The 13013-nt window shown below is 39.2% G+C and carries 7 protein-coding genes; 5 read left to right on the top strand and 2 right to left on the bottom strand.

All coding sequences use genetic code 11. The features are described from left to right. Positions 1 to 2: 2 nt before the first annotated feature. Both ABXG98_RS06655 and ABXG98_RS06650 read right to left on the bottom strand, forming a co-directional pair. A complete protein-coding gene (locus ABXG98_RS06655) occupies positions 3 to 1583 on the bottom strand; it encodes a tryptophan halogenase family protein (protein WP_353537911.1) in 1581 nt (526 codons plus the stop codon). Positions 1584 to 1662: 79 nt separating this feature from the next. Beyond that, a complete protein-coding gene (locus ABXG98_RS06650; RefSeq protein WP_353538002.1) occupies positions 1663 to 4509 on the bottom strand; it encodes a TonB-dependent receptor in 2847 nt (948 codons plus the stop codon). 816 nt (positions 4510 to 5325) lie between these two features. Here ABXG98_RS06650 and ABXG98_RS06645 point away from each other — a divergent pair. The 5 genes from ABXG98_RS06645 (at position 5326) to ABXG98_RS06625 (ending at position 12834) form a co-directional block, all read left to right on the top strand. Then, positions 5326 to 5907 (top strand): RNA polymerase sigma factor, encoded by a 582-nt coding sequence (locus tag ABXG98_RS06645; RefSeq protein WP_353537910.1) that lies wholly within the window; start codon positions 5326 to 5328, stop codon positions 5905 to 5907. Then, on the top strand, positions 5900 to 6979 hold the full coding sequence (locus ABXG98_RS06640) for a FecR family protein (protein ID WP_353537909.1): 1080 nt from the start codon (positions 5900 to 5902) through the stop codon (positions 6977 to 6979). Before ABXG98_RS06645 ends, ABXG98_RS06640 begins: the two co-directional genes overlap by 8 nt. Positions 6980 to 7204: 225 nt before the next feature. After that, the gene (locus tag ABXG98_RS06635; RefSeq protein WP_353538001.1) at positions 7205 to 8599 is read left to right on the top strand and encodes a sugar porter family MFS transporter; all 1395 of its coding nucleotides are present in this window, start codon (positions 7205 to 7207) and stop codon (positions 8597 to 8599) included. Between the two features lie 504 nt (positions 8600 to 9103). After that, positions 9104 to 11188 carry a glycogen debranching protein GlgX gene (glgX, locus tag ABXG98_RS06630; RefSeq protein WP_353537908.1) on the top strand — a complete coding sequence of 695 codons (2085 nt, stop codon included), beginning with the start codon at positions 9104 to 9106 and terminating at the stop codon, positions 11186 to 11188. Next, positions 11185 to 12834 (top strand): alpha-D-glucose phosphate-specific phosphoglucomutase, encoded by a 1650-nt coding sequence (locus ABXG98_RS06625; RefSeq protein ID WP_353537907.1) that lies wholly within the window; start codon positions 11185 to 11187, stop codon positions 12832 to 12834. The genes glgX and ABXG98_RS06625 overlap by 4 nt, the downstream gene beginning before the upstream one ends. The last annotated feature ends 179 nt before the right edge of the window (positions 12835 to 13013 follow it).

Raw genomic sequence — 13013 nt, 5'->3', positions numbered from 1 at the left:
ACTTAAATAGTACTAAAACCAAACGTTTTAATTTTATTAAGCAATTCTCGATTTGTTGGCAAAGTAGAAACTGCGGTATCAATTAGCTTTTTATTTTTTGAAAACTGATAATCAGCAAAATCAATATCATCTAAAATATAGGGAGCATGACTATAGTCGCTTTTAAAACCCATGCCATACAGCACATATTGATAACTGGCTGCAGGGAACACTTCATTATTGCTAGTGAAATCGCAATCCGCAGGTGAGCGATACTCCCACAAGTCCATCAAATCTTGAAGACTTTCAGGAATCGTTTCTTTTGCTCGATTATCAACCCAAAAAGGCTCATTTCGCTTGCTCAAAACATAATGTAATTTAAGAAAATCGATAATTCTTTGCCAGCGATAGTGAGTGGTTTCATTAAAACGTTTCGCCACTACATTCATAATACCGCGCGACTGTGGTAATTGTTCAGATATCATTTGTGCCGCCAGCTCTACCATAACTAACGCGGAGGCTTCTAAAGGCTCTAAAAACCCTGCCGACAGCCCTACAGCAACACAATTGTTTTTCCAAAACGTTTCTCGATATCCACTAACTATCGGGATTTTTCTGATTGGTAATGAGGAAATGTTATCACCAACATAGTCAGCTAAAACTGCTCTGGCTTGTTCTTCTGTTGAATATTTACTTGAATAAACATAACCAACACCTCGACGATGCTGTAAACCTATATCCCAAATCCATCCCGCTTCTTGTCCTGTTGAAATAGTATGCGAAGCAATCGGTGAATCCTCATTATCATAAGGTACCTGAACAGCTAAAGCCGTATCAATAAACAATACATCACTACAGCTTTTAAAAGGTACTTGATAATGCTTACCTAAAAGTAAGGAAGAAAAACCCGTGCAATCAACAAATAAGTCGCCACAAATATCCTTGTTATTATTTGTTGATACTGAAGCTATATCATTATTTTCAGCAGTATTAATGGCAGTAACATCATCTAAGATATGAGTGACACCTAGTTTATTAGTGCAATGTTTTTGTAAAAACACGGCAAATTTTCCAGAATCCAAGTGGTAGGCATAATTCGCTACATCAGAAAATTCTGCTGTTCTAATCGTTTTTGGCGCTAAACCTTGTTCACAAATCGCTTCTTGAAAACAGACTTCATGAGAGAAAGAGCCCACCCCTTCTTGGCCTTGCCTAGCTAGCCAGTGCGCTGCTACTTCTGCTTGCCCATAACCTTGTGGCAATACCAAGGGGTGATAGTAAAAGTCGCCTTCATTACCATCTACCCACTTGGCAAACTTAGCCCCTTGCTTGAAACTAGCATCGCATTCTCTAATAAAATCAGTTTCACTAATACCTAACGCTATCAAGGTACTACGCATAGTTGGCCACGTTCCCTCCCCTACACCAATAGCGGGTATGGTTGGCGACTCTACGAGTATAACCTTCAGTCCCTTTTCGGTATTAGCTTTGTGTTTTGCCGCTAGGCGCCCTGCAGTAAGCCAGCCGGCAATACCACCACCGACAACAACGACGGTTTTTACTAAGGTTTCATTATTCTTTTTGTTTTCTGCAGATTCATTCATAACAGCTTGACCTTATGATGTGATATGAAAAAAGCGTCTACTGAAGTTCAGAAGACGCTTTCAGCTTTATAGTTCGCGCTTAGAATGAACCACGAATACCAAAGGCAAAACGGCGGCCACTATCTTCAACTAACAGGAGTTGGTTCGCAAAGCGACCACGCTTATGCACATATTCTTCAGTCAAGTTAATCCCTTCAAAGAAAATAGAGATATTGTCATTAATATCATAACTACCACTAGCATCTACTTGCGCATACGCTTCAACAATAGTAACACCATCACCATTTGACTGTGTTAATGACTGCACAAAGCTATCACGCCAGTTATAAGCTAAACGAAATTGCAGTGGCCCATTTTCATAAAATCCAACAAGGTTATAAGAGTCACTTAACCCTGTTACTGCAAATACTTGGGTAATATCAGCTGCATCAAGCGGCGCATCACTATCAACCAAAGTTGCGTTAGCCATTAAACCAAAACCGCTATCAAAGGTATGTTGGAGCGCAATCTCCCAACCATCAACAATCGCAGACTCACTGTTGTTAGGAAACGTATTAGTAAATACAGCCGTGCTATCAGCACCATCAGAATTATCAACATCAGTACCGGTAGATGGATCGGTTAACAAGCTGCCATCAGCTAATTCAAAGGTAAGATCTTGTGTGGCATTAATAATAAAATTAGCAACATTTTTTCTAAAATAACCAGCAGATAAATAACTCGCCTCAGCGTAATACCATTCTAGCGATAAATCGACATTATCTGACGTGAACGGTTCTAACGCAGGATTACCAGAGCTAGAGGTTAAATTGCCTCCTTGACGTGTGGTGCCTATAACCGTTACCGGTGACAAGCTATCTAATGTTGGCCGCGTTATTGTTTGTGAGGCTGCAAAACGAGCAATCAAATCATCATTAATTTCTAACTTCACACTTAGGTTAGGTAATAACGCTTCATAACTAGACGTTTTGGAAATTGACTGGGCTGCACCATACATGGGTAACATTTCCGTTTTATCAAGAATATCAAGCTGCCTCACAGGCTCATCAGTGCCATCGACATCGACGTCAGTTGCTTCATAACGAAAGCCTGCCGTTGCTGAAAGGGGCATACCTGATAATTCAGTTTCAAAGTCAAATTCTACATATAACGAAATAGTCTCTTCAGTGATTTCAAATGATTTATTGCGTTTTACCGCATCAAAACTGATGTCATTACCATTAGCTGCCGAGAAAGCTTCTAAGAAAGCAAAATTGGCTTCGCCATCATGTGCTAGCCATGAAGTTGGCATACGCCCACCGCCACTAACATTGGCTAAAAAATCACCACCCGCGTCAAATACATATTGTGAAAAAGCATCCATGTTTGGCGAGTCTGGGTAACCACAAAAGGCACAATGAATACCAACCCCTTCATTATCCCAACGATCTAAACTTTTAGTTTCAGATGAATACATGGCACCAAATTTAACTGCCGATAATCCACTATCAGCATCATCAAGCCAGGTGCTGTTCCAGCGCAATTGATCAACGGTATCTTCAACAGCCCAACCACGGCGTAACATCACATGTGCACGGCTATTGGCGGGATCCAAAAGATCAGCAACCCCGTTCGGTGTAATTGCAGGATCATAAGCCACACCATCAATTTCTTGTTGTCCACTATATATACCCGCATCTGCGCCAGCAAACTCACTAGCGTAAGGTAAAATATTATTATCTACTTGAAAACGCACTCGGTTAGCGTAGCCAATCAAGGATAATTGGTCACCTCGACCATTATTTGCTTCACGTTCGGCACTTGAATGGCTGATATCAAATTGCATATTTAAATTGTCATTTACGTCCCAATCAAAATTTAAGCCTAAAGCGCTTGAGCCTGTTAATCGATCAAACTTTTTAGCATGCATATCAGTCGCTAAACCAACTTCTTGATACAAATCGATAACTGTGCCGTTGGCATCAACAGTAGCACCAGCATCATTACCAAAACCTTCAATATTGGGCGCCGTAAACCAGTGTCCATATGAGTTGGTATTACTTTCTACATCAAAATCTGAATACAAGGCGTCAGCAGTAACAATAAGGTTATCAGCCGGTGCGTATTGAATAACTAAATTAACATTAGTACGGGTACGTTGTTCGGTGGTGACTTTATGATCATAGTTACGTGGAGAGAATATATTGCCCGTATAAGGTTGCCCACTTTCAGTTTGCGGATTAGGCACACCAACGTTTTCTAACCAACCATCCATTTGAGCTTGATTTAAACGAGTTTCACGCTCTTGGTGCGATATTGCAAATAACAGCCCTAAGTTGTCATCATTAAAAGTGTTACTGACCAACGCTGACACCTGTGGCGTGGTTTCTGCACTGTTTTCATCGTAAACGCCTTTGACACTGCCTGCCAATTTAAAACCGCTAATAGCAAAAGGACGAGCGGTAGTAACATTGACGGTTGAACCAATACCGCCTGACTGCATGGTTGCGGTAGAAGTTTTATGAACATCTAAACTTTTCACGAGCTCTGAGGCGATAGTATCAAAACTAAAAGCCCGACTTTGATTTTCTGAGGCCATTTGGCGACCATTTACCAACACCGTGTTAAACTCAGGACCAAAGCCTCGCACTGTAATTAATTGCCCTTCACCACCTGAGCGATCAATTGACACACCAGTAATGCGTTGTAGTGATTCCGCTAAATTAGTGTCTGGAAATTTACCAATATCTTCCGCAGAAATAGAATCAACAACACCTCCTGCCTCTCTTTTTGCATCCATGGCACGACCTAACGCGCCTCTGATTCCTCTAACCTCAATAATCTCTGTTTCTTTTGTTTGAGGCTCTGCCTCTGCAGGTAAGGCTGCAACGGAAGTTAGTACCGCAAGTACTGCGCTTGAAACTTTATTCTTTTTATAATTAGCCATGTCGTTTTCTCTCTCAAAACTTGGATCTATTAAAATAGATAACTGCCCACTTTCACTAATTTCAGTTTTCAAGCCGGTATCTTTAAGCATTATTTGCAGTGCAGTCATTATTGAATACTGCCCTGATACTCGATTAGTTTGCTTTCCTGCCATTTTATCTAATGGGAAAAGCAAGGTAATATCCGCTTGCTCGGCAAAATTAATTAGTGATAAGTCAGCTCTTTGTCTGGGAATATTAAACTTCACTTTTTCAGCTATTTCTTCTGCTAAAACCCCGTTATTAGACAGGCTTAAAATCAGAACAAAAGCGATGAATTGTAAATATAATTTTTGATATTCCGAGCGTATAGATTTTCGCCATACACAAAACAAAGACGACTGGCCTTTTATTTTCCTCCATATTTTTTTTGTCATTTTTAAAATGAATTCTGTTAGCTGATTAATCATGTTTATTTTTTATGATGCCTTGGTATTTTTATTATTTGACATTTTATCTAGCTATAAGTTGATTAATAATTATTTTCATTATCACAATAAGATGTTGTTAATAAAGGATAATAATATATATAAACAAAACCCAAATGCGCTTGCATAAACTAGCAATACAATTATCACCAAAAACCATATTACACTTCTCCTATGGATTACAAGCTTTTAACTCTGTCTTCGTGCTTACTAATCGGTAATAGTTTGAGGTGTAAGCTATAATAAATATAACTTAAATTAGCGGATTTTTAGCGTTAAATCGTCCTTCTACTATACGAGTTAAATGGCTAACTCCATGATGACAATAATACAACTATTGAGTAGGGCTTAATGTCGAACCAAACATTACTACATAAAGCATATTTAACCTCTAGAAAAAGTATCTCTAGGTTGGTTGCTCGCATTGTGCCGCCCCATGAAATTGAAGATATTGTCCAAGAAACGTATGTTCGCATTTGCCAAATAGAAAACAAAGAAAAAATCACTTCACCTAAATCTTTTATGTATAAAACAGCGAAAAATTTAGCCTTAGATTATCAAAAACAAGCAAATGTACGTCTTGTTGATGGTATCGAAAATATGGAAACTTTAGAGCGATTATTATCAGATCAGTCTAAAGATGAGATGTATGAAAATGCACTAGCTAATAGTGAGTTTTCTTATTTTTGTGAAGCAGTTAGACTATTACCTGTACAATGCCGTAAAGTGTTTGTATTAAAGAAAGTTTATGGTTATTCGCAGCGTGAAATTGCTGTTCAGTTAAACTTAAGTGAAAGTACCGTGGAAAAACATATCTCAACTGGCATGAAACGATGCACCTTGTTCATGCGTAAAACACAAGATAACGCAGTGCATGAAAAAGAGCCATCATTTCAAGACACGCAACTAAAAAACGGAGGCACTTATGAGTAATATCCATCACATTCATAAGCCAACTATCATTGACGATGAAGAAAGCCGTGTTGAAGAGGCCTGTGATTGGTTGGCTAAAATAGAAAGAGGGCTGACAGAGCAAGAAAAACCTGCACTACACACCTGGTTATCATTAACCTCTAAAAACACCGAAGTGTTATTAGAAGTTGCTCACTTGTGGGACAAAATGGGTGTGCTAAGCCGTTTATCCGATTTATTTCCACAAACACCGCCAAATACAAGTAAAAAATACTCAACATGGTTAGGTGCACTAGCAGCTTCGGTCGTTTTTGCCATTACGCTAGGGTTTTATCAAAATGGATTCCATTTTTCATTATTTGGGCAAGCTGAGCAGTCCGCCGTTGTTGCATCGCAAATGAATTTCCAAACAGGCATTGGTGAAAGCAATACCATCAACTTACCTGATAACAGTAAAATTGTTCTAAATACTAATAGTTTTGTGCAAGTACGCTACACAAATACTGCAAGAATTATTGATTTGCAGCGAGGTGAAATTCATATTGATGTTGCTCATGATAAAACCAGACCATTAAGCGTGATCGCTAGTGGTAAAGTTATCCAAGCGGTAGGAACTGCATTCAATGTTGAAGTACGTAATGATTTAGTAGAGCTAATCGTTACCGATGGCAAAGTATTGGTTGCGCAAAGAAATAAAACTATAGCACAAACGGATATTAACGAAGTTGTCAAAAGGTTACCTCATAACTCTATGGCTATATCTAAAGGAGAAAAAGTAGACTTAGATTCAACCGGTAATACTATTGAAAAAGTTGTCAAAGTAGATCCTGTAGAGCTTGCTGCAAGCTTGTCTTGGCGCCAAGGAAACTTGATATTTAGAGGCGAGTCATTGGCTGAGGCGATGGCTGAAATTAGTCGCTATACCAATTTAACATTTGAATTATCAGATGACGAACAACTGCATCAAGTTCAAGTTGCGGGAATGTTTAAAACTGGAGACGTAACGGGTTTACTTGAGGTATTAAGCAACAATTTCAATATTACTTATAAAAAAATTGCTAACGATAAAATTGTTTTACACTACGCGGGCTAATGTCTAACTATCTGATGCTCGTGTGGTAATTTACATCTAATTTTTTGAAACATGGTTATCCTTTATTACATAAGACAAAAGAGCAATAGCCTTGCCCCCTTTTATACATAACCTATAAATAACTCACACTTCATTCATCACGTTAAATGTCATGAATACATAATAATAATAAGGATTACATCAGTGAAGACCAATGCTACAGATGAATTTAACAATGCGTTTCATATTGCTAAAAAGCAACCAGACTCAACTTTATATGTACTATTTATCGCATCAGTTGCCGCAATTGGTGGCTTTCTCTTTGGTTTCGATTCAGGGGTGATAAATGGCACGGTAACAGCACTAGGTAATGCATTTAATTCCAACGATGTTTCTACTGGCTTTAATGTCGCCTCTGTTTTGCTAGGCTGCGCCTTGGGTGCTTTAGCCGCAGGTCCGTTATCAGATCATTATGGCCGTAAAGCAATTATGATTATTACCGCTATTATTTTTGCCATCAGCGCGTTTGGCTCAGGAATTTCTAGCACGTCTATGGAGTTTATTCTCTACCGATTATTTGGCGGTTTAGGTATTGGTGCTGCGTCGGTTTTGGCACCTGCTTACATTGCAGAAATTGCCCCTGCAGCTATACGAGGTCGATTAGCTACCTTGCAACAACTCGCTATCGTGCTAGGTTTATTTGCGGCCTTTTTGAGTAACTATATTATCGCTTCACATGCTGGCGGTGCACAAAGCATCTTTATGTTAGACATTGCAGCATGGCGCTGGATGTTTTGGGTAGAGCTGATTCCATCCATGCTATTCTTAATGGGTGTACTTTTTATTCCTGAATCGCCTCGATATTTAGTTGCGCAAGGGAAAATTGAAAAGGCGCAACAGGTCTTTGCAAAAATATCATCCACTAATACCATTGAACAAATTGAAAACGTTAAAAAGTCATTACATGGTGACAAAAAGCCGAGCATTAGCGATTTATTTATTGAAGGTAAAAACAGAATACATCCTATCATTTGGGCAGGTGTTGCGTTGTCAGTATTCCAACAATTTGTTGGTATTAACGTGGTTTTTTATTATGGCTCTGAACTTTGGCAAGCCGCTGGATTTGACGAATCACAATCATTATTCATTAATGTTATCACTGGTACTACTAACATAGTATCAACGTTTATCGCTATTGCCTTAGTTGATAAAATCGGCCGAAAACCGTTACTACTTATTGGTAGCATTGGCATGTTTATCAGTTTAGGTGCATTGACTTTTATCTTTGGCACCGCTGGGTTTGATGAGGTGGGTAAACTCGCTTTAACCGAAAGCATGGGCACAATGGCATTAATTATGGCCAACTTATTTGTGGTGTTTTTTGGTTTAAGTTGGGGGCCAATCGTTTGGGTATTATTAGGCGAAATGTTCAACAACCGAATTCGCGGCGCGGCTTTAGCAGTAGCCGCCAGTGCTCAATGGCTAGCAAACTTTACCATTACTATGACCTTTCCAGTATTACTAGCTAACTTAGGATTAGCTAGTGCTTATGGCCTATACGCAATATCAGCGTTTATAAGTATTTTCTTTGTGGTGAAATACATAAAAGAAACACGTGGTGTTCAATTAGAAGCAATGTAGTAGTTTTCAAATTACAGCACTAAAACAATTTACCTTTATTGCTTTGGTGCTGCTTGATTTTATTGTAACTTTAGCTATTCCATATAATTATCTAAAACTCTACAAATACACTTTTCAACACCGCATTAGTTTATCTTTCATTTATTCCCTCTTCACTCAATGAAATAAAATTACATAAAACTGTAATTACACTATAAAAATATGTAAAATAAATAATGTTATTGCCTTGCATTACATTTTTACTCACTTTTTACTGAACTAAAGAGCCATTTTGGTAATTTTACGACAGTAAGTGCAGTGCCGTCAGAAAATGGTAAGACTGTCTATTACCTGTGTTAAGTAATCCTAAACGGATAAAAAAACAACAAGGCTAATAATAATTTTAAGAATAAAGCGAAGTGCAAGCAATGTTTAACTGTCTTAGAATTGCGTATTATGCACACTTGTTAACATCAACAACACTTAGTTTTCTAGTCTGCATTAAACGTCCGTTAAAGGAAAAACATGAAACAATATATAATGGAGCCTGGCAGTGCTTACCCTATAGGAACTACAGTTAAAAATTCAGGTGTTAATTTTGCTATTTTTTCCGCCAACGCTGAAAAAATTGAACTGTGTATTTTTGACCAACAAGGTCAGCAAGAATTACAGCGCTTTATTTTACCTCAGTGTCAACACAATATATGGCATGGTTTTCTTAATGGCGCTAAAGCTGGTTTAGTTTATGGTTATCGGGTTTACGGTCCTTACAGCCCAGAATCAGGTCATCGCTTTAATCACCATAAATTACTATTAGACCCCTATGCAAAAGCCTTGAAAGGCACATTTAAATGGTCAGATCGTCATTTTGCTTATAACGTCACCGATCCTCGACAAGACCTCTCATTCGATGTTAGAGATAATGCCGATGTTATGGTCAAAGCGATTGTTGTTGACCCAAAGGCTCCACTTGTACCAAGAAACCCCATTGCTTGGCAAAATACGGTAATCTATGAAGGCCATGTTAAAGGCTTAACCGCGCTAAATCCCAAGGTGCCAGAAAAATTACGTGGTTCGTTTTTAGGCATAAGCCATCCAGCCATGCTTGCTCATTATCGCGCGATTGGCATTACTACTATTGAGCTACTGCCGGTTCAACAATTTATTTCAGAGCAGTTTTTAATAGATAAGCAGCTTGAAAATTATTGGGGCTATAATTCGCTCGCCTTTTTTGTTCCCCACAAAAATTATCTTAACCAGCAGCAAGTACATGATTTCCAACGCATGACTGATGAACTTCATCAAGCGGGTTTTGAAATACTCATTGATGTGGTGTACAACCACACTTGTGAGGGTGACTGGTTAGGACCAACATTAAGCTTTAGAGGTATAGACAATGCTAGCTATTATCGCTTAAACCCTGCATCACCGCGTTATTATATTAATGATACGGGTTGTGGCAACACCCTAAATATAAGTCATCCTCGTGTTTTGCAAATGGTTATGGATAGTTTGCGTTATTGGGTACAAGTCATGGGAGTTGATGGCTTTCGTTTTGATTTAGCAACTATTCTAGGGCGGGAAGCGCATGGCTTTGATAGTCAGAGTGGTTTTTTAGATGCGGTATTACAAGACCCTATTCTCAATAGTGTAAAAATAATTGCCGAGCCATGGGATATTGGCCCCGGAGGTTATCAACTGGGTGGGTTTCCTCCGCCGTGGTCTGAATGGAACGATCGCTATCGAGATACTATCAGACGTTATTGGCGAGGCGATAAAGGAATTTTGCCTGAATTTGCCCGCAGAATTCATGGCTCTAGTGATATTTTTGAAGGCAATGGTCGCCAGCCTTTTGCTAGTATCAACTTTGTCTGTAGTCATGATGGAAATACCCTTTATGATTTAGTGAGTTACCAAGATCGCCATAATAAAGCCAATGGCGAAAACAATCAGGATGGTCATGCTGATAATTTTTCGCATAATTACGGCGTCGAAGGTGATACTGATAATCAAGACATTACCCGGTTACGCTTAAGACAAATAAAAAATATGCTAGCAACACTGATGCTTTCTCAGGGCGTTCCTATGTTGCTGGCAGGTGATGAAATGGGGCGAAGCCAACAGGGTAATAATAATGCCTATTGCCAAGACAATATGATTAATTGGTTAAATTGGGATGAAAGAACTCTGTATGCAAAAGAGCTAAAGCCTTTTGTCGCTAGCTTAAGTCAATTAAGAAAATCTTGTTCAATGCTCGCCCATGATCGTTTTATACATCACAATGATGATAGGGCTAAAGTCACCATTAGCTGGCTCCATCCATCAGGCATAGCAATGAACAAGGAACATTGGCATGCTCAACATGCAGCTACCTTAGGGTATTTATTGCAGCAAAAATCAAGTAGCGATGCGTTACTTTGTTTGTTTCATGCCGGCAACGCACCAATCACCTTTCAATTACCCGCACTTGACAATAACGGGTCATGGCAAATAATGATCGACACCACAATAAATACTGTGCAAGATGCAGTACGCTTTATGCCAACCCAGCAATCTATTATCATGGCACCGTTTTCAACAATGGTTTTATTAAACAAGGATCAACAATGACCACCATACGAGTTAACACCCAAGCCTTTTCTGATCAAAAACCGGGGACTTCTGGGTTACGAAAAAAAGTCACTCAATTTCAACAACCCGGCTATTTGGAAAACTTTGTTCAAGCTATTTTTAACACTATTACCCCTAGTAGCAACCAAAGGTTGGTCATAGGTGGCGATGGCCGCTTTTATAATAGAGAAGCCATTCAAGTCATTGTTCGAATGGCCATTGCTAATGGCTTTACTGAAATTCTAGTGGGCCAAGGGGGGATTTTATCAACACCCGCAGCCTCATGCGTGATCAGAAAAAACAAAGCCTGTGGCGGTATTATTTTATCGGCAAGTCATAATCCTGGTGGTCCTGATGAAGACTTTGGTATTAAGTTTAATGGTGAAAATGGTGGTCCTGCACCCGAGCCAATCACTGAGGCCATTTTTCAACAAACACTGAAAATAACGCAGTATCAAACCATTGATTACAATGATATTGATTTGGATAAGTTAGGTACATTACAAATAGCACAGGCACAGGTAACAATTTTTGATCCTGTCATTGATTATGCCGACTTAATGGCGTCGATGTTTGACTTTGATGCGATGAAACAACTATTTCAACAAGGCAAATTTCGCATGTGTTTTGATGCCATGCATGCGGTTAATGGCCCGTATGCAAAAGAAATACTGGAGCGCAGATTAGGAGCCCCCATAGGTACTGTTATTAATGCAACGCCGTTAACTGATTTTGGCGGTGGCCACCCCGATCCAAATTTAGTGCATGCCCATGAATTAGTGGCGCTACTGCATGGTGATGACCCACTCGACTTTGGTGCGGCCTCAGACGGTGATGGCGATCGAAATATGATATTAGGTAAAAGGTTTTACATAAATCCTTGTGATAGTTTAGCAATTTTAACCGCCAATGCTGACTGTATTCCTGCCTATGCAAAAGGGCTTGCCGGTGTGGCACGCTCAATGCCCACTAGTCGTGCAGCCGATCGCGTAGCAAGTGCTATGGATATTCCTTGTTTTGAAACACCAACCGGTTGGAAGTTTTTCGGTAATTTATTAGACGCAGGAAAAATCACCTTATGTGGCGAAGAAAGTTTTGGCACAGGATCGGATCATGTCAGAGAAAAAGATGGTTTATGGGCAGTTTTATTTTGGTTGAATTTAATTGCGGCAAAAAATCAGCCTGTACGTGACATTGTCGAGAATCATTGGGCTAAATATGGCCGAGATTATTTTACTCGTCATGATTACGAAGGTGTAGATAGCAACAATGCCCAAGCAATGATCAGCCAATTGAAAGCTAAAATACCAACCATGCCCGGTCAAACATTTATCGATAAAAACAAGAGTGAAATCAAAATAGAATCAGCAGATGATTTTCAATACCTTGACCCTGTCGATAATAGTAAAACGAGCGAACAAGGTGTTCGAGTGTATTTAAGTAATGGTGGTCGTATTGTCTTTAGATTATCAGGTACTGGCACCCAAGGGGCAACGTTAAGAGTTTATTTTGACTGTTTTCAACAACACCCAGATTTACTCGCTCAAGATCCTCAACATGCTTTAAGTGAACTAGTTGATATAGCACAATCATTGGCCGGCATTAAACAGTTCACCGGTAGAGTTAAGCCGGATGTGATCACCTAGTATAAAATCAAATGTATTGAATACGTATGTAATGCATGGTTGTTGCTTATCATAATAGGTATATTAATAACCCCGTTGTTTGATATTGACCAAGCATTTATTGGTGGTAAGCACGCTAGTCTTTTTCAATAATTTGATAAGGCTGTGTGCTTTTTTTATCAAACTAGCTGAAATTATTA

Origin of the sequence: Colwellia sp. KU-HH00111, assembly GCF_040362745.1 — a bacterium.
Taxonomy (GTDB): Bacteria; Pseudomonadota; Gammaproteobacteria; order Enterobacterales; family Alteromonadaceae; genus Colwellia.
The sequence above is the reverse complement of the archived record's forward strand: the minus strand, read 5'-3'. Positions and strand labels throughout refer to the sequence as shown.

Coding starts and splice junctions, on each gene's coding strand:
- ABXG98_RS06655 (WP_353537911.1), bottom strand. CDS start 1,583: ATGAATGAATCTGCAGAAAACAAAAAGAATAATGAAACCTTAGTAAAA.
- ABXG98_RS06650 (WP_353538002.1), bottom strand. CDS start 4,509: ATGGCTAATTATAAAAAGAATAAAGTTTCAAGCGCAGTACTTGCGGTA.
- ABXG98_RS06645 (WP_353537910.1), top strand. CDS start 5,326: ATGTCGAACCAAACATTACTACATAAAGCATATTTAACCTCTAGAAAA.
- ABXG98_RS06640 (WP_353537909.1), top strand. CDS start 5,900: ATGAGTAATATCCATCACATTCATAAGCCAACTATCATTGACGATGAA.
- glgX (WP_353537908.1), top strand. CDS start 9,104: ATGAAACAATATATAATGGAGCCTGGCAGTGCTTACCCTATAGGAACT.
- ABXG98_RS06625 (WP_353537907.1), top strand. CDS start 11,185: ATGACCACCATACGAGTTAACACCCAAGCCTTTTCTGATCAAAAACCG.